The following is a 17206-nucleotide window of genomic DNA, read 5'->3' on the forward strand; positions in this document are numbered from 1 at the left end:
TGCCGGCGGAATCTGGGTGCGACCTCGCGCCGCGGCAAGACATCAGGGCTTCCTGACTGTCCACCGGACGGCGCTCTGGCAAGTCATGGGCCCTGCAACGACCCTTCTGTCCCGGTTATCCGGGGCTTCCAGCCGCCGCTCAGGCCGCCACGGCGTGGTCGAGCGAACGCCAGGTGCCCAGCGCCCAGTCCTGCTCGTCCGGATCATCGAAGCTGACGACGCACAGGGCCCTGCGGTTGCCCGAACGGCACAGGGCGGTGAGCCGGCACTCCCCGGGCCCGACGTGGAGCGACGCGCGGCCGCTGACGCGGGCCCCGTGGTGCTCCAGCTCCAGCGCGCGGCGCTCCGGACTGGTGGGGGCCAATTGCTCCTCCGCCGAGTCCTCCAGGGGCAGCACGCGCACGGTGCGGCGATGGTCCCGGGCCACCCAGCTGCCGTCGCCCAGGCGCGTCTCCGCGAGGGAGCCGGGGATGCGGATCTCCCAGCCTTCCGGGAGCGCCACCTGCACGGAGCCCCGCCGGTAGCCGATGGAGGGCCCGGTGCCGGGCGACTCCAGGGCATGGCGGTGGACCTCCTCCGCCACGGTGCCTCCCACGCCCAGGTAGCCGAGCACCTCCTGCCACTCCCGCCACGGGTAGGGCAGCGACGGGTCCTCGCGCCAGGCCTGCTCCAGGAGTCGGGCCACGTCGCGCAGGCGCTGGCGCTCCTCGTCCAGGAGCGGCGGGCGCCAGACGACGTCCGTCCACAAGCGGCACAGCGCGCGCTGGAAGCGCATGCGCGCGTCCACGCCGGGGGTCCACCAGGGGAACACGTCCACGCCCTGGCGCGGATCCTCGAAGACGGCGCGCAGCCAGTGCTCGTCGCGCGGCCCCATGGGCGTGAGCAGCGCGCCCGGGTGCTGGAAGGTGTGGCCGAAGCGCATGGACAGCGCGAAGCCGGAGTTGCCCAGGCTGCGCATGCGCAGCACCTGCCCCACCGAGTGCTGCAACCACCCCAGCATGTGCTCCTCCACCGGGCCGGAGTCCCCGGAGTGGAAGTAGCCCGTCGCATCCCCCACGCCCGCGTCCGCGTCGGGCGGGGCCCAGATGATGCCGTGGGCCTCCCCCAGCGCCTTGAGCAGGTCGCAGAGGTACAGGTGGTAGCCGGGGCCCACGGCGCTGGTCTCCGCGGACACGACGAGCCGCTCCTGCGTGGCGGCGAGCACCGACACCTCGCCCGCGGCCGGGTGCAGGCGCAGGCGCAGCACGGGGGCGCCCTGGGGGCCGTCCTCGATGCGCGAGGCCTCGAGCAGCTCCCCCGCCGCCTGTTGGACCCAGGCCTCCACGCGCTCCAGCCAGGGCAGGGGTGCCTCGGGGGGGAACGACAGCGGGTCGCTTGCTCCTCGTCGGCCTGCCAGCAACAGCTTCATGCGTCGGATGCCTTCGGTTCGGGTGGAGGGTGGAACCTCTCTGGATAATGCCCGCGGCTGCCCCCTGTCATCCTGGGATGCTTGCTTCCGGAGGGCCGCGTCCGTTTCGGGGCCCCCTGGCGGAACGCCCGGAGGGCATCCAGGCGGCAGGCCTGGACCGAGGGCACCGGGCGGGGCTCCCTTCCCTGGACGCATGCGGAAACCCCCGACCCACGCCACCCTTGAAGTGACTGAAAGGAGGCGTTTGTCATGAGCAAGAAGGACGTGTTGCACATCCCCCTGGAAGGGCTGCCTCCCGCGCCGGAGCGTGAGGCAGGGACGGAGGACGAGGAACACGGGCACCACCATGTGCCCCCCACCTTCAATCCCGACGGCGGTCCCGGCGAGGGTCTGGGCGGAACGCATGCTCCGCGGATCATCGAACCGGTGGGCCACCCCCGTTCGCACCCGGGCTTCAGCGTGAGCTGAGCGCTCCACGCGGAAGACGCGCAGGGCGAAACGCACGAGGCGTCCGTGACCCCGAAGGTCACGGACGCCCGCTGTCACCTGGCCGCCGTGCGTTCACGGCGCTTCCACTTCAAGGGCACCTAGCGGGTGGTGCCGTTGTTGGGCGACAGGGTGCCCGTCGAGTCCGGCACCGGGGTGGTCGTGGTGCCCTCGGGCGTGCTCGGGTCGAGCGTGGAGTCGCTGGGCTGGCTGCCGTCGTCGGGCAGGGTGCTGTCCGGGGACATGCTGCCGGAGCCACCCGTGCCCGGCTCGGTCATCTCGCCGTCGTGCACGCCCGGCTCGCTCTCGCTGGTGCCCGCGCCGCCGGTGCCCGCGCCAGTGTCCGGCGACATGCTGCCTTCGCTGGGAGGCATCGTGCTGTCATCCGTCGTGCCGGAGCCGCCCGTGCTCGGGTCGGTGGACGGCGGCATCTGCGAGTCGGGCGGCGTGCTGCCCGTGTCGTAGCCGGAGCCGCCGCTGCTGGGCGGCGGGGTCGTGGTGGTGCCGCTGCCGCTGGTGTCCGTACCGGTGCCCGTCGAGTCCATGCCGGTGCCGGTGGTGTCCGAGGCGGGCGCGGGCTCCGTGCCGCGCGTGGCGGAGTCATTCGACTTACAGCCCGTGCCGAGCGCGAGCGCGCCAGCGAGAACAGCGGCCACCGTGAACTGGGTCTTCAGAAAGCGCTTCATGTGATTCCCCTGGGTAGGAGTCCGACTGCTTGGAAGGTTCCGACTGCCTGCTGGACCGAAAGTGGGCAGGCCGGGGGATGTGTGCAGGGGTGGCTCCTCCGCCTGCCTGCCCTGGGAACAGCACTGGCAGGCCGGGTTGCCCCCTTGCGCCCGTGAAGATGTCTTTTGAAGGGCCCGGCCCCTGGCTTCCTGGCCGTGGCATCGCGGGCGTGCGCCCGGTGGGCCGCCTGCGCTTCAGCGCCCCGCGCCTTCGTCCAGGATGGAGCCGCCGCCCAGGGGCGTCACGGAGTTGCTGGACGTGTTGGTGTCCGGCGACAGCGTGGTGCCCGCCGCGCCCGCCGCCGGGGTCCCCATCGCTGGGGGCAGCACCGCGCCCGCGCCGCTGACCGTGTTTCCCGCGCCGGGGGAGGCCATGCCCGCCGGATCCGGAGGCAGCACCACGCCCGTGCCGCTGACCGGGTTTCCCGTGATGGGGGAGCCCATGCCCCCTGGAACCGGAAGCAGCACCGCGCCGGAGCCCGTGACGTCGCCCTGGGCGCCCGCCACCGGGTTGGTGAGGGAGGGCGTCGCACTGTAGGGCTGGGGCAGCACCGCGCCCGTGCCGCTGCCGCCGGTGACCGCGTCCGCGCCGCCCCCCGCGTTCGCGCCGCCCCCCGTGTCGCCATAGGGCTGCGTGGACGGAAGGCCCGTATAGGGCTGCGTGGACGGAAGGCCCGTATAGGGCTGCGGGGACGGAAGGCCCGTCATGCTGCCCGCCGGCGTGCCCGGGTTCGTCTGCCCGCTGTTGATGGCGCCCGCGGAGTTGGGGTCCACCTGCGCCACCATGACGGCGGCCAGGCTCATCCAGATCCATTGCTGAGACATCGTCCCGCTCCTTGCCCGTGTGTGGCCGGGCAGGCGACGCCTCGGCCTTCAGTGCGACGGCGTGGGACGGTGAGGCCCCTGTCCGTCCTTCACGAGGTGCTCACGCCGCTGGCGCGATGGAACCGCACGGCGGCGCCGCTTGCGCTCGGAGAGCACCCACAGCAGGGCGGGGAAGGCCACCAGCATCATGAGCAGGTTCATGCCGAAGCCCAGGTTCGCCAGCGCGCCAATCGAGTTGAGGCCCGGGTGGTCCGCGAGGAACAGCGCGCCGAAGCCCACCGCGCTCGTGAGCAGGCCGCCGCAGATGGCCTTGCCCGTCTCCGAATACACCCGCATGAAGTCGCTCGCCGGTGACGCCAGCCGCGTGACGAGGTGCACGCCCGCGTCCACCGTCGTCCCGATGAGCACCGGGATGACCAGGATGTTGAGGTAGTTGAACTTCGCGTGCATCAGCGGCATCAGCCCGAGCAGCGCCGCCAGCGACACCACCGTGGGCGTCAGGCACAGGAGCGCGGTGCGCAGGCTGCCCAGGGTGATCCACATCGCGAGCAGCACCGCGAGCGTCGCGCCCAGCAGGATGAGCGGTGCCTCGTGCGACACCATGTCCACGATGTCCGCGTGCACCATCGCCTCGCCGGCCACCACCGCGGGTCGGCCGTCCGGCAGCGTCACCCCGCGCACCTCCTTCGCGAGCTGACGCATGGCCTGTCCGTCGGACTGGTCCACGGACGGATACACCAGCACGAAGCCGGTGCCCGGGCCGCCGTGTCCGGCGAACTGCTGGCGCACGCCGGCAGGCAGGTCCTCCGCGGTGTACGGCGCGGCCCGCACCTGCTGGCGCAGCTGCGCGAGCTGTTCCTGCCGCGGCCCGTCGAGCGACCCGTCGGGCACCTTGTCCAGCAGCTCCCCGATGTCCTGGAGGATGAGCTGCTTTCGCGCCTGGTCCTCCGGCACGAGGCTCGCGAGCGACGCGACGAAGTCCACCGTGGAGTCCGCGCCCCGCTGCTGCTTGCGCGCCTGGAGTTCCCGGACGACCACCGCCTCCTCCTCGCGGGAGTCGGTGAGCACCACCAGCGGGACCTGCGAATAGCCGATGAGCTGGTTGACGGCGCGGTCCAGCACGAACGAATCCAGGTTCTGGTCCTGCAGCGAGGAGATGTCGTAGCTGAACCGCAGGCGCGGAAGCTGCGTGAGCAGGCCCGCCACGATGAGCGCGGACACGGCGGTGAGCAGCCCGCGCCTGCGGGTGATGAGCCGTCCCAGCGGCGCCTCCGTCATCCGCGTGGAGGAGGCGCGCGGCTTCCAGCCCCAGCGCGACATCAGCCCCAGCACCGCCGGCAGCACCAGCACGTACGCGAGGATGAGCACCAGCATGCCCACGCCCGCGATGACGCCGAACTCGCGGAACGCCCGGAAGCGGGAGGTGCCCAGCACGAAGAAGGTGAGCGCCGCCACCAGCGCGGATACCAGCGCCGCGCCGCCCGTGTGCGTGAACGACTCGCGCGTGGCCGCTTCGGAGGCCATCCCCTCTCCGCGCAGGTTGAAGTAGCGGCCCATCAGGTGGATGCCGTGCTCCACGCCCAGGCCGCCCAGGATGGCGCCCAGGAAGGCCGTCAGCAGATTGACCTGCCCGTACACCACGCCCACGAGGCCGTACGTCCACGCAAGGCCCGCGCCCACCGGCGCCAGCACCATCCCCACCGCGAGCAGGCTCCGGAAGTGCAGCAGCAGGTAGAGCAGCACCAGCACCGACGCCACCGCCGAGGACACCGCCACGTCGCGGGTGATCTGCGCCTGCTGATCCATCTTCTTCTGGAATGAGCCGGTGATGGAGATGTGGAAGCCGGGCCCGTACCTGGACAGGTCCTGCTGCTTCAGCACGTCCTCCACCTCGCCGACGATCTTCCGGGAGAAGGTGAGGTCCGCGGACGACGTGTCGGGCTTGGCCAGCACCACCACGCGGCGCTCGGCGGGGTCCAGGTAGTAGTCGCTGGGGTTGCTGGACAGGCGCGACAGCGCGCCGCCGCCGTACTTCTTCTCCAGGTCGGAGAAGTCCAGCGAAGGGGCCGGTGCGTCGTCCAGCGATACGAAGAGCGGGTTGGCCCGCTGTCGCTCCCACCTCAGGCGCGCGTCGATGCGGCGCTCCACCTCCTTCAAATCTTCTGGTGACAAAAAGTAGAGCGCATGGCGCCGGAAGAAGCTGCCAGGCCGGGTGATCTCCACGTAGCGGATGCCCGGCAGCGCCTCCAACTGGGGGGCCAGGTCATCCGCGAAGCGCTGGAGCTGCGCCGGGTCCCCGTCCTCGCCCACCACCACCACCCAGCCCTGGGCGCCGAAGCGCTCCTCCAGGGTGTGGATGGCCTGCACGCTCTCGAAGGACTCCGGCAGCAGGTCCACCAGGTTCGCGTTGAGGGAGAGGTGGCGGGCGGACAGCAGGCCCAGGCAGGACAGCACGAGGGCGCAGAGCAGGGCGAGGACGGGGCGACGGTGGTTGTGCGCGGCGAGCGCACCCAGCGTGCCCTCCACGCGGTGCATCCAGGGGCGCTCCGCTGGCGAAGAGGGGTCCGGGGGCTTCATTCGAGCCAAAGCTGGCCACCCGACAGACCTCCTGCAGGGTGGTGTGCCCCCGGGGCCCGCCCGGCTGCCCTGCCCCGGAAGGGGTACGGCGCGTGTGGCGCCTGTCCGCACCCGCGTGATGCTGATCCACTGGCGGAGCGCCCGCCGGGACGGCATACCTCCTCGTTTGTTTCATTGCTGCCTGCTCCCCCGCTCCTACCCATGCGGCCGGCGGAGGCCCCGGGACGACGCCTGGACGCACGATGGCCCCAGGCATATACGCGTGAGCGGCCCGGTTTGGGCGGACTCAAGATGCCTCGCCCTCACGGCAGGCCTTCAGCAGGAAGTCACATCCATGAGCGAGATGCGGTGGTCCGAACGGTTCGAGGCGGCGATGGGCTCCCTGGCGGCCCGCAGCCACCAGCGGCCCTGGGTGGCGCTGTTCGTGACCCTGTTGCTGACGGGCCTGGGCACCTTCTGCGCCCGCAACCTGACCCTCAACGCGGACCTGGTGAACCTGCTGCCCCGGAGCTTCCAGTCCGTGCAGGACCTGGAGAAGCTGCGCACGCGCTTCGGCGGCATGGGCAACGTGGTGGTGGCCGGCATCGGCGCGGAGCCCGAACAGCTCAAGCAGTTCGTGGATGACATGGCGCCCAGGCTGGCGACCCTGTCGGAGGTCCGCTTCGTCAACTACCAGCGGCCCAGCCAGTTCTTCGAACAGCACGCGCTCTACTACGTGGACCTGCCGGACCTGAAGGTCATCCAGGACCGTATCGACGCGCGCTTCGCGTGGGAGAAGGAGCAGGCCAATCCCCTCTTCGTGCGGCTGGAGGAGGCGCCGCCCCCGTCGCTGGACTTCTCCGACATCGAGCAGAAGTACACCGGCGGCGCCAACCAGCGGCTGTCGGGCCAGGGCGGCGAGCTGTACTACCTGGATCCCCAGGAGCGCATGGTGGTGATGCTGCTCAAGGCGAAGGGCAGCTCCGCGGACCTGGGCTACTCCAAGCAGGTGATTTCGCAGGTGCAGGACTTCCTCTCCAAGCAGGACCTGTCGAAGTACGGGCCCGGCTTCCGCACGGAGATCACCGGCACGTTCAAGAAGAAGATCGACCAGCAGGGCGTCATCACCGGCGACCTGGCGCGCGCGTCGTCGCTGGCCATCGTGCTCTTGCTGGCGTACCTGGCCTTCCACTTCCGCAGCGCGCTGTCGGTGGGGCTCACCATGGTGCCGGTGGCGGCGGGCCTCGTGTGGACCTACGGCTTCGTGGGCGTGGCGTACGGCCAGGTGAACCTCCTGACGGGCTTCCTCGCCGCGGTGCTGGGCGGCCTGGGCGTGGAGCACGGCATCCACCTGCTGGGCCGCTGGGGCACGCTGCGCTCGGAGGGGCTGTCGTCCGTGGACGCCGTGCGTGAGGCGTTCAAGCACACGGGCTTCTCCGCGCTCATCTCCGCGCTGGTGGCGGCGCTCACGTTCCTCAGCCTGTCGCTGTCGGAGTTCCGAGCGTTCCACGAGTTCGGCGTCATCGCGGCGGTGGGCATGTTGGTGAGCGTGGCGTCCTACCTGCTCATCCTCCCGGCGATGCTGGGGCTGGTGTCGCGCTGGGGCTGGACGCCGCGCCAGCACCAATCGCAGTCGGGGCCCGTGGCGATGCTGGCGCGCTTCCTGCCCCGCCGCTACCGCGCGGTGTCCCTCGTCCTGGGCGTGGCGCTGGTGGGGCTCATCAGCCAGGCGTACCGGGTGACGTTCAACTACGACTCCACCAAGCTGGATGACGTGACGCTGCCGAGCGTGCGGCTGGACCGGCGAATCGACCACATCCTCGGGTACTCGGCGACGCCGGTGGTGGTGTTGACGGACTCGGAGAAGATGGAGCGCGAGGTGGTCAACCAGCTCCAGGCGCGCAAGCAGCAGTCCGGCAAGGACTCCACCATCGACTTCGTGGGCGCGCTGGAGGACCTGGTGCCCCAGCAGCAGGATGAGAAGCACGCGCTGCTCCAGGCCATCCACAAGAAGCTGGCGCGCATCGACCCGGAGAGGGTGGCCAAGGAGACGCGCGCGGACCTGGTGCGCGCGCAGAAGATGACGCAGGCGCAGCCCTTCACGCGCGAGCAGCTGCCGGTGAGCCTGCGCCGCCAGTTCGAGCCGGCGACGGGCCAGAAGGGCGGCGTGGTGCTCGTCTACGCGAACGTGAGCCTGTCGGACGGCGTGGGCACGCGGCGCTTCACCAAGGAGGTGCGCAACCTCCAGCTGTCGGACGGCAGCCAGGTGTCCGCGGCGGGCGAGGCGCTCATCCTCGCGGACATCCTGGACATGGTGGCCAAGGAGAGCCCGCGCATCCTGGTGGCCGCGGTGCTCAGCGTGTTCTTCGCGATGTGGATGACGCTGGGCAGCCTGCGCAACGCGCTCATCTGCATGCTGCCCACGCTCCTGTCCATCGCGGCCCTGGTGGGTCTGATGGCGCTGCTGGGCCTGCAGTTCAACTACCTCAACATCGTGGTCATCCCGGTGCTCATCGGGACGACGGTGGACGCGGGCGTACACCTCATTGAACGCCTGGGAGGACCGGGCGCGGACTTCGCCACGGTGTACGCGGAGACGGGCAAGGCCATCACCGGCGGCCTGCTCACGAGCGCCATCGGCTTCCTGGCGCTGGTGTTCGCCAAGCACCCGGGCCTCAACTCCATTGGTGACCTGGCCAACCTGGGCTTCGCGGTGAACATGGTCGTCGTGCTGGTGGGCTTCCCGGCGCTGCTCCTGCTGGTGGACCGCTGGCGCAACAAGCACGGCGCCACGACGAGCACGCCGGGCGGCGACGAAGCCCAGCACCCCGCGCCGGAGAGCTGAAGCGCGGGACCGCGGCTGCGGAAGAGAAGGGCCCCGGCACCCCGCGCCGGGGCCTTTTTCATTCAGGCGACACTCCCGTGAGACGAACGGGCCAGAGGCCCCTGGCGGCCCCACGCCCAAGACTCATCCGTGCATGGGTCGCTCCTACTTCCGCCATCAATCCGGCCGCATGTTCGACAACGCCTTCCTCGAGGCCTGCTCGAAGCTTCACCCGGCGGTGCCACCCCTGCTCTACGGCCCGCTCACGCTGGGGCTGCTCGGGTGGGGCCTGTCCGGGGGATGGACGACGGTGGGGATGAGCGCGCTGTTCGTGCCGCTCGGCGTGCTGACGTGGCTCGCCATGGAGTACTGCATCCACCGGTTCTTCTTCCACTGGGAGGGCAACGGCCCCATCACCCGGCGGGTGCATGAGATTGCGCACGGCTACCACCACAAGTACCCGGACGACGCCCAGCGCCTGGTGATGCCGCTGAGCGTGAGCATCCCGATGGCCCTCCTCATCGGAGGGCTGCTGTGGCTGGTGGGCCACCCGGCGCAGACGCTCCCGTACTTCGTCGGCATCGTCTGGGGCTATCTGTTCTACGACTTCATGCACTGGTCCACGCACCACCGCACGCCGCGCACGGCCTGGGGCCGGGAGCTGCGCGCGCACCACATGGCCCACCACTTCGCGACGCCGGACCGCAACTTCGGCATCAGCAACCGGTGGGTGGACCGCGTGATGGGCAGCGTTGGACGACGCCTCCGGGACGCCGGGAAGGACGCGTCAGGCGAGGCCCCGTCTCCCGAGGAGCGCTCCGGCGTGAAGCCGTGAGGTGCCTGGCAGCCGCGCCCGCTGCTACGCGGCCTGGTCCGGCACGCCCGTCCACGCGGCCACGAAGTCCGCGAGTCCCCGCAGCTGCCGGTCGTTCAGCGTCGCCTGCCAGCGCGCGTGGCGCACCGCCCGGTACGCCTCCGGCGCATCCCAGCCGCGCGCCACCATCACGGCGAGCCCCATCAGCGGGCCCCGGCCCACGCCGTGCTCGCAGTGCGCGTACAGCACGCCGCCCGCGTCCAGCCGGGGCAGCGCCCAGCGCACGCCCTGGGACAGCTGCTCCACCGACGGCGGGAAGCGGTCCGTCACCGGCAGGTGCAGGAGTTCGATGCCCAGCGCGGCCAGGGCCTCGCGGTCATCGCAGCGCTCCGCGCGCAGGTCGATGACGGCGGTGATGCCCCGGGCCTTCAGCTCCCCGTAGCGCGAGCGCGGCACGCCGCCGCCCACGTGCAGCCACGGGCTCACCTGGGACACGTTGAGGGCGCGCTGGCCGGGCAGCTTGGTGCTCCACTCCACCCCGCGCGCCACCACCCGCAGCACCTGCTTGCGCACGAATCCCCGGACGCCGGGGACGTGATGTACCGACCGAAGCAGCGACTCGCTCACGGGCCCTTCGCCTCCTGCTACTCGCCTTCCAGCGTGACTTCCATCAGGCCTTCAACCGGCGCCTTGCCGGCGCGCTCCAGCACCGCGCGGTGCAGGTACGTCACCGGCGAGCCCACCATCGGCTTCACCAGGCCGCCCAGCACGCCCAGCGACTCCACCGGCGCGCTGCGCTGCAACAGCGACGTCGTGCGCAGGGCCAGGGCCTGGCGGCCGTCGTCGCCGGTGAACTCCGCCTTCCACGCGCTGCGCTCCTTGGTGCCCTCGCGGCCCAGGGTGAATGACTCCAGCAGGCGCGGCGCCTTGCCGTCCTCCCAGAGGTACACCGGGCCGTAGTCGCCCTCCAGCCCCTCGCGCGCCAGCAGCACCACGCGCTGGCCCCCGCGCAGCGCGCGGAAGCGCACCCAGCGCTTCGCCAGCTTCGCCGGGGCGATGGTGGACCGGCTGTGGTCCGCGTAGCCGCCGCCCACCAGCGTCTCCTCGGAGGCCTTGGGCACCTGGAGCGTCACCTTCACGGGGCTCGCGCCCAGCAGCACCTCATGGCGGTAGCGGTCGTTGCCCAGCTCCACCACCGAACCGTCGGGGGACCACGGCGCGGGCTTCTGCGCGTAGTCCAGCACCACCTTGCCGCCGTCGAGCGCCACGTCCACCCGCACGCCCTTGTCGGTCGCCTTCGCGCTGCACGTGCCCACCTTCAGCGTGTCGGTGGCCGCGTCGTAGCTCCACTCCTTGCCGCCCACCCGGACCTGCGGCGACCACAGCGGCTTGCCGGGGCGCAGCACCGTGGCCCGGCAGATGCCCGTGCGCGAGCCCGGGCCGATGTTCGTCACCGACAGCTGCGTCAGCACGAAGCCGCCGTCGTCCGTGTCCGCGATGAAGGTGAAGCTCTCCCCGTACCGGTCGTTGGTGCTGAAGGTCGGCTCCAGCACCCCCGCGCCCGCAAGCCCCGGCAACGCCAGGGCGGCGGCGAGCATCAGCCCGGTGACACGGCGGCGCGTCTCACGCCGCATGGGGGCGCTGCTCCAGCAGCGCGTCCGACGACGTATCGTTGAAGACGTAGTCGCGCTGCAGGGGCAGGTTCCAGGCGAAGTACACGACGCCGCGCACCAGCCACCAGACCAGCGTGTAGCTCAGCTGCGGGTGCAGCGTGAGCAGCGCCACGCCGCCCGCGTTGAGCAGCGCGCTCGTCGCGCTCACCACGGTGTAGCGCGCCAGCTGCGGCGCCACCGCGCCGTGGCTGCGGAAGGTGATGATCCGGTTGATGGAGTAGTTCACCACGCCGCCCAGCACGCAGCCCGCCACCGTGGCCAGCACCGGCGACAGCCCGGCCCACTCCACCATGCCCAGCACCGCGACGAAGTCCACCGCCGTGGCGATGGCGCCCGCCGCCGCGTTGAAGCCGAACAGCGCCACGCCCGAGCGCGGCTGCACGGGCTTCTTGGGCGTCAGCGCCCGCACCAGCGTGCGGAAGCGCGCCACCGCCGTGACGTTGCTCATGACGGCGACGAAGACGAGCCCCACCACCGCCAGCCAGTGCATGGGGTGCTTCTGCTCCGGCCAGAACAGCGCCTCCAGGATGGGCGACAGCGCCGTGCCCACGCCCAGGAACAGCACCCGCTCCAGCCGCTGCATCGCACCGTCGCGCACGCTCACGCCCAGGCCCTCGCCCTTGGCGCGCACGTACGGCACCAGCGACGAACCCAGCAGGGCGCCCAGCGCGGGCAGCAGCACCCAGGTGTCCCGGTAGTACCAGGCAAGTCCCATCAACATCGCGGAGTCCACGTAGCGGTCCAGCACGGAGTCCAGCGCCGCGCCCGCGGGGTTGGCCTCCTTGCGGGTGCGCGCCACCCGGCCGTCCATCACGTCCAGCACGCCCGCCAGCAGGAACAGCCAGCCGCCCACCGTGAAGCGGCCCGCCGCCACCGCCACGCCGGAGGACACGCCCAACAGTCCCGACAGCATGGACAGCGAGTTGGCCGGCAGCCCCGAGCGCAGCAGCACGCGCCACAGCGGCTGGATGACCCAGAAGAAGTAGTGCCGCAGGAAGAAGCCCACCAGCATGGACTTGCCGCGCGTCAGCGTCTCCGCGTCCTGCGGGATGCCCTTGATGGCGCACCGGATGCAGAACAGCAGCAGCCCCCCGAGGAAGTACGCGATCGCGAGGAGCGCGGGCGCCAGCGCGGTCCAGATGCGCGCCGAGGGGGACAGGTCTCCACTCAGCCAGGCCAGGACGTTGTCATGCACGGGTGTTTCCTCCAGACGGCAGGGGCACGGGCACCGCTTGCGGCGCCTCGCTGACCCAACGAGCGAAGACAGCCCTCACGACGACGAACGCCACGACGGCCGCGATGAAGCCCGCCAGCACGTCGAGGATGTAGTGGTGCGTGAGGTAGATGGCGGAGAAGGCGACGAGCAGCGCGAACAGGATGGTGCCCACCCGCCAGGCGGTGCCCCGGTACCAGAGCACCAGCACCATCATCAGCGGGTAGGCCGCGTGCAGCGACGGCATGGCCCCGAAGACGTTGGGGTTTCGCGAGTAGAAGTTGGCGAAGTACTTGATGTCGAAGAAGGCATCGAAGCGCGCCGTGCCCGCGGGGCTGGGCAGCGCCGCCAGGTTCGCCGGGCCGGGGCCGTACTGGAGCACGTACCAGGGCGGGGCCGCGGGGTAGAGCACGTAGATGACGACGCCGATGGCGTTCACCACGAAGAACGCCCAGCAGAGCGATTCGAAGCGGCGGTCCTTCTTGAAGAAGAACCAGATGGCCACCAGGAAGACCTCGTAGAGGTACGCCGCGTAGGCGAAGCCGCACAGCAGGTCCAACGGGGTGTTGGGGTTGTGCCACCACCACTCGGGCCAGATCATCCCGCCCGGGGCGGGGAACAGCGCCTTCTCCAGCGCCCACAGGTCGCCGGTGTGGATGGTGCCACGCACCCCCAGCCACAGCGACTGGCTGTCGAGGATCATCCCGGTCAACCACAGCGGGAACGCGCCCCGGAGGAACCGCCGCGGGCCGGCGCCGGCCCAGGCCAGCACCACCAGCAGCAGATCCGCCGCGACGTGTTCCCACCGGATCCGACCGGTGATGAACACCAGCGCGAAGTGGCCCGCCGCCAGGAAGGTGACGAGCCACTTGAACGCGTTGGAGTTCTTAGCGGGCGAGCGGGAGGTCATCCCCGTAGTAATCAAGGCCGAGGTGGGTGATGGGCTCTTCGCCCGCGACGACACGCAGCGTGTTCTTCAGCTTGGTGAGCTGGATGAACAGGTCATGCTCCACCGGCAGACCCGGGTGCGCCATGGGGCTCTTGAAGTAGAAGGACATCCACTCCTGGATGCCACGCCACTCCAGCCGCTTGGCCAGGTCCAGGAACAGCGCGATGTCCAGCACCAGCGGCGCGGCCAGGATGGAGTCGCGGCACAGGAAGTTGATCTTGATCTGCATCGGGTAGCCCAGCCACCCGGTGATGTCGATGTTGTCCCAACCCTCCTTCGCGTCGCCGCGGGGCGGGTAGTAGTGGATCGACACCTTGTGCGAGTACTTGTTGTACAGCTCCGGGTACAGGTCCGGCTGCAGGATGGTGTCGAGCACGCTCGACTTCGTCACTTCCTTCGCCTTGAAGGCCTGGGGATCATCCAGCACCTCGCCGTCGCGGTTGCCCAGGATGTTGGTGGAGAACCACCCCTCCAGGCCCAGCATGCGCGCCTTGAGCGCCGGCGCGATGACGGTCTTCATCATCGTCTGGCCGCTCTTGAGGTCACGCCCGGCGACCGGGACGCCTTCCTGCCGGGACAGCTCCTGCAGCGCGGGCGTGTCCACGCTCGCGTTGGGGGTGGCGTTGGCGAACGGCACGCCCTCCTTGAGGGCCGCGTACGTGTACAGCGCCGTGGGGTTCACGTCCGGGCTGTTCGCGTCCAGCGCCTTCTCGAAGTTGGCCAGCGACTGGAACGCCTCCGGCAGGGGGCGGAAGGTCTCCACGCTGCTGCACACCACCATCACGGCGCGCTTGGCGTTGAGCTCCTTCTTGAAGTCCCGGATGTCCTGGCGGATGGCCTCGATGCTCTCGCGGTGCGTCTTCGTGGCCTTGGCGTGGTTGGCCTCGATGCGGCGCACGAACTCACCGTCGTGCACGCCCTTCTTGGGCTTGATGCTCTGGAGGAAGGGCTTCACCTGCTCCATGTGCTTGTCGTTCAGCACCCCGGAGCGCTGGGCCACCTGGTAGGCGTCCTCGCTGATGATGTCCCAGGCGCCAAAGACGACGTCGTTCAGCGTGGCCAGCGGCACCAGCTCGTTGAGCTTCACCGTGCGGCCGTCGGTGCGCTTGCCCAGACGGGCCGTGCCCATCTGCGTGAGCGAGCCAATGGGGGCGCCCTTGCCCTGCCGCGCCAGCTCCACACCCGCCATCAGGGTGGTGGACACCGCGCCCAGGCCCGGGATGAGCACCGCCAGCTTGCCCTCGGGCTTCGCGACCATCTTCTTGTTCTCCATCGTCCTGATTCCTTCGAAGGCGGGAAATCGCTCCGCCCCAATGAGCGTCTCCGAGGTCACTCCCTCCGGCGCCGGCAGGCTGCCGGACGGAAGGTGGAAAATCTCGAAAGCGGATGGTTGATACTCTAAACCGTTCGTCACTTCAACGTGATGTGGCGACTGCTCGGGCTCGTAGCACGGAGGCGAGCGGCTGCATGACCCAGGCCGGGCCCCCGCTACAAGCCACGGCGAACGGGGCTGTCAGAGAAACAGCAACTCATCGTAAAAGTGTCACCCACCTCGGCACATTTCCCCTGGATGGGGGTGCCGGGTGGGTGTCGGTCCTACAAATCTGGGGCTTCCTCCGTTCCTTGAACCCTGACAGGGCTGTCAGGTTCCAGGAAGGTTGGAGGGCCCGGCCGGCCTCAGTTGTGGCGGGGCGTGACGGTGCGGTCCAGCTTCTGGTTGTCACCGGGGTGGTACTTCTCGCCGGTGAGGACGGCCTTCACGAAGCCGACGAGCTGGACCCTGCGGCTGTTGGGGGTGTCCCAGTACTCGGCCTTCTCCACGCTGACGCGCAAGAGGGCGAGGTTCGGATCCTCCAGCCCCTGGGGGAACCAGGCCTTGAGGCTGGGGTTCCACAGTTCCTTCGCCTTGGCCTTGTCGCGGATCAGGTGGCAGCGTCCGCTGACGGACACGTAGCGGTCCTTGCTGGGGTCGGCGTACGCGAGGCTGACGTGGTGGTCCTTCTCCACTTCGTCCACCTTGTGGGTGTGGTCGTTGGTGAAGAACCACAGCTCGCCGTCGAAGTCCTTGTCGTAGGTCCACATCGGACGGCTGCGCAGGCTGCCGTCGGTGTCCACGGTCGTCATCATCGCGACCTTGATGCCGTGGATGAGCTTGCCCAGATGCGCCACCACGTCCTGCGGGTCCTTCTGTGTCGTCGTCATGCACGCCTCCCCTTGGGGCCTGAAGGTAGGCAGCAGGTGGGGGACGGACACTGGCGGTGAGGCTGGTCGGCGCCAGGGCAGGCGGGCGTGTGATAGGGGGCGTGCGGCGCCACGTTCTTCCTGACCTTCTTGGGCTGGGCGGCGCGACGGCCGGGAGCGACACGGATGCTGAAGACCGCGTGGAACGAGTGGAGCCTGAAGGCGCTGCAGCTGGAGACGGCGCTCCTGGCGTTGGAGGAGATTGAGTTGCCGGACGCGATGCACGCGCTCCAGGACGGGGCCCAGCAGAAGCTGCTGGAGCTGGCGCGGGCGTGGCAGAAGACGCAGCCGGCGAAGGAGCCGCGCCAGTGGAAGCGCGAGGAGACGGCGGGCGGCGCGCCGCGCGACGAGGAGCTGGCGGACCTGGTGAAGGGCTTCCGCGAGGACGGCAAGACGTGGACGCTGCTGCGCTTCACGAGCGACCGGAAGGAGGTCGTGGAGACGCTGGTGTCGCAGGGGCGCGCCTGCATGGTGGCGGGCGGCGAGTACTACCTGGGCCAGTGGGACGCGGAGCAGCAGGTGCTGGAGGTGGGGCGCGACGACGAGGGCGGCGAGCCCGGCACCGGGCTGGTGCTGGAGCCGAGCGGCGAGCTGCGCTACACGCCGTCGTCCGACCTTTAAGCGGCGACCTGGAGGGGCCTCAGCCCTCCAGCAGCTTCACCATCTTCGCGCGCAGCTTCTCGTCGGGCAGCCGTCCCAGACCGGCCTTCACGTTGTCCTCCAGATGGGCCGGGTTGGACGTGGCGGGCAGCGGGCAGTTCACGGCGGGGTGGCCCAGGATGAACTTGAGGAAGAACTGCGCCCAGCTGGCGCAGTCGAAGTCGGCGGCCCAGGCGGGCAGGGCGCGGCCCTTCATCTTGCGGAACAGGTTGCCCTTGTCGAAGGGCTCCATCACGAGCACGGCGACGCCGTGCTCCTTGGCTGCGGGGAGCAGGCGCGCCTCCGCGTCTCTCATCGCGAGCGAGTAGGGCAGCTGCACGAAGTCCAGGGCGCTCGTCTTGATGTGGCGCTCCAGGTCATCGAAGGCGCTGCGCGCGTAGTGGGTGACGCCCACGTAGCGGATCTTCTTCGCGGCCTTCAGCTCGCGCAGCACGGGCAGGTGGGTGTCCACGTCGAGCAGGTTGTGCACCTGCATCAGGTCCATGCGGCCGTGGCCCATGCGCTGGAGCGAAGCTTGAATCTGCGCGGTGCCCTCGGCCTTGCCGCGCGTCCAGACCTTGGTGGCGAGGAAGGGGGTCTTCTCCTGGCCGGTCTGCTGGAGCAGGTCGCCGACGACGGATTCAGAGCGGCCGTACATGGGCGACGAGTCGATGAGGCGCCCGCCCGCGGCGAAGAACTTCTGGAGGACCTGGGTGAGCGGCGCGCGTTCGCCCGCGGCGCCGCCGACGTCGAAGGTCTGCCAGGTGCCGAGGCCGATGACGGGCAGGGCCTCGCCCGACTTGGGGATGGGGCTGTCTCCTATACACATCTCCGAGCCCACGAGACCGGAGCC

At 70.2% G+C, this 17206-nt stretch carries 15 protein-coding genes; 4 read left to right on the plus strand and 11 right to left on the minus strand.

The features are described from left to right. Positions 1-139 precede the first annotated feature (139 nt). On the minus strand, positions 140-1408 hold the full coding sequence (locus D7X12_RS11845) for a hypothetical protein (RefSeq protein WP_120625376.1): 1269 nt from the start codon (positions 1406-1408) through the stop codon (positions 140-142). Positions 1409-1657: 249 nt separating this feature from the next. On the opposite strand from D7X12_RS11845, the gene D7X12_RS11850 reads away from it, so the two are divergent. Then, entirely contained in the window at positions 1658-1876 is a 219-nt protein-coding gene (locus D7X12_RS11850) for a hypothetical protein (protein WP_120625377.1), read from the plus strand. Between the two features lie 119 nt (positions 1877-1995). Here the strand turns inward: D7X12_RS11850 and D7X12_RS11855 are convergent, their stop codons facing one another. From D7X12_RS11855 to D7X12_RS11865, 3 genes are all read right to left on the minus strand, one after another. Continuing rightward, positions 1996-2580 (minus strand): hypothetical protein, encoded by a 585-nt coding sequence (locus D7X12_RS11855; RefSeq protein ID WP_120625378.1) that lies wholly within the window; start codon positions 2578-2580, stop codon positions 1996-1998. 234 nt (positions 2581-2814) lie between these two features. After that, complete coding sequence (locus tag D7X12_RS11860) at positions 2815-3444, minus strand: hypothetical protein (protein ID WP_147443617.1); 630 nt, start codon at positions 3442-3444, stop codon at positions 2815-2817. A 48-nt stretch (positions 3445-3492) separates the two neighbouring features. Further along, on the minus strand, positions 3493-5979 hold the full coding sequence (locus D7X12_RS11865; RefSeq protein WP_208718963.1) for an efflux RND transporter permease subunit: 2487 nt from the start codon (positions 5977-5979) through the stop codon (positions 3493-3495). Positions 5980-6355: 376 nt separating this feature from the next. Between D7X12_RS11865 and D7X12_RS11870 the strand changes: the two genes are divergently transcribed. Then, positions 6356-8845 (plus strand): efflux RND transporter permease subunit, encoded by a 2490-nt coding sequence (locus D7X12_RS11870; RefSeq protein ID WP_120625380.1) that lies wholly within the window; start codon positions 6356-6358, stop codon positions 8843-8845. A 133-nt stretch (positions 8846-8978) separates the two neighbouring features. Next, positions 8979-9659, plus strand: a complete 681-nt coding sequence (locus tag D7X12_RS11875; protein ID WP_244224502.1) for a sterol desaturase family protein — start codon at positions 8979-8981, stop codon at positions 9657-9659. A gap of 24 nt (positions 9660-9683) precedes the next feature. Here D7X12_RS11875 and D7X12_RS11880 read toward each other — a convergent pair whose 3' ends face one another. The 6 genes from D7X12_RS11880 to D7X12_RS11905 form a co-directional block, all read right to left on the minus strand. Beyond that, on the minus strand, positions 9684-10265 hold the full coding sequence (locus D7X12_RS11880; protein WP_120625381.1) for a protein-tyrosine phosphatase family protein: 582 nt from the start codon (positions 10263-10265) through the stop codon (positions 9684-9686). Positions 10266-10282: 17 nt separating this feature from the next. After that, the gene (locus D7X12_RS11885; protein ID WP_120625382.1) at positions 10283-11272 is read right to left on the minus strand and encodes a hypothetical protein; all 990 of its coding nucleotides are present in this window, start codon (positions 11270-11272) and stop codon (positions 10283-10285) included. Further along, positions 11262-12506, minus strand: coding sequence for a GtrA family protein (locus D7X12_RS11890; protein WP_120625383.1), 1245 nt, complete (start codon positions 12504-12506; stop codon positions 11262-11264). Before D7X12_RS11890 ends, D7X12_RS11885 begins: the two co-directional genes overlap by 11 nt. Further along, entirely contained in the window at positions 12499-13434 is a 936-nt protein-coding gene (locus tag D7X12_RS11895; protein ID WP_120625384.1) for a phosphatase PAP2 family protein, read from the minus strand. Before D7X12_RS11895 ends, D7X12_RS11890 begins: the two co-directional genes overlap by 8 nt. Continuing rightward, on the minus strand, positions 13412-14746 hold the full coding sequence (locus tag D7X12_RS11900; protein WP_120625385.1) for an inositol-3-phosphate synthase: 1335 nt from the start codon (positions 14744-14746) through the stop codon (positions 13412-13414). Before D7X12_RS11900 ends, D7X12_RS11895 begins: the two co-directional genes overlap by 23 nt. A 404-nt stretch (positions 14747-15150) precedes the next feature. After that, positions 15151-15675, minus strand: coding sequence for a pyridoxamine 5'-phosphate oxidase family protein (locus D7X12_RS11905; protein WP_120625386.1), 525 nt, complete (start codon positions 15673-15675; stop codon positions 15151-15153). A gap of 165 nt (positions 15676-15840) precedes the next feature. Here D7X12_RS11905 and D7X12_RS11910 point away from each other — a divergent pair, with 165 nt between their 5' ends. After that, positions 15841-16335 (plus strand): P-loop NTPase family protein, encoded by a 495-nt coding sequence (locus tag D7X12_RS11910; protein WP_120625387.1) that lies wholly within the window; start codon positions 15841-15843, stop codon positions 16333-16335. 19 nt (positions 16336-16354) lie between these two features. Here D7X12_RS11910 and D7X12_RS11915 read toward each other — a convergent pair whose 3' ends face one another. Further along, a complete protein-coding gene (locus D7X12_RS11915) occupies positions 16355-17182 on the minus strand; it encodes an aldo/keto reductase (protein WP_439329360.1) in 828 nt (275 codons plus the stop codon). Positions 17183-17206: the final 24 nt, after the last annotated feature.

It is taken from the genome of Corallococcus sicarius (genome assembly GCF_003611735.1).
GTDB lineage: Bacteria > Myxococcota > Myxococcia > Myxococcales > Myxococcaceae > Corallococcus > Corallococcus sicarius.

Coding starts and splice junctions, on each gene's coding strand:
- D7X12_RS11845 (WP_120625376.1), bottom strand. CDS start 1,408: ATGAAGCTGTTGCTGGCAGGCCGACGAGGAGCAAGCGACCCGCTGTCG.
- D7X12_RS11850 (WP_120625377.1), top strand. CDS start 1,658: ATGAGCAAGAAGGACGTGTTGCACATCCCCCTGGAAGGGCTGCCTCCC.
- D7X12_RS11855 (WP_120625378.1), bottom strand. CDS start 2,580: ATGAAGCGCTTTCTGAAGACCCAGTTCACGGTGGCCGCTGTTCTCGCT.
- D7X12_RS11860 (WP_147443617.1), bottom strand. CDS start 3,444: ATGTCTCAGCAATGGATCTGGATGAGCCTGGCCGCCGTCATGGTGGCG.
- D7X12_RS11865 (WP_208718963.1), bottom strand. CDS start 5,979: ATGCACCGCGTGGAGGGCACGCTGGGTGCGCTCGCCGCGCACAACCAC.
- D7X12_RS11870 (WP_120625380.1), top strand. CDS start 6,356: ATGAGCGAGATGCGGTGGTCCGAACGGTTCGAGGCGGCGATGGGCTCC.
- D7X12_RS11875 (WP_244224502.1), top strand. CDS start 8,979: ATGGGTCGCTCCTACTTCCGCCATCAATCCGGCCGCATGTTCGACAAC.
- D7X12_RS11885 (WP_120625382.1), bottom strand. CDS start 11,272: ATGCGGCGTGAGACGCGCCGCCGTGTCACCGGGCTGATGCTCGCCGCC.
- D7X12_RS11895 (WP_120625384.1), bottom strand. CDS start 13,434: ATGACCTCCCGCTCGCCCGCTAAGAACTCCAACGCGTTCAAGTGGCTC.
- D7X12_RS11900 (WP_120625385.1), bottom strand. CDS start 14,746: ATGGAGAACAAGAAGATGGTCGCGAAGCCCGAGGGCAAGCTGGCGGTG.
- D7X12_RS11905 (WP_120625386.1), bottom strand. CDS start 15,675: ATGACGACGACACAGAAGGACCCGCAGGACGTGGTGGCGCATCTGGGC.
- D7X12_RS11910 (WP_120625387.1), top strand. CDS start 15,841: ATGCTGAAGACCGCGTGGAACGAGTGGAGCCTGAAGGCGCTGCAGCTG.
- D7X12_RS11915 (WP_439329360.1), bottom strand. CDS start 17,182: ATGTGTATAGGAGACAGCCCCATCCCCAAGTCGGGCGAGGCCCTGCCC.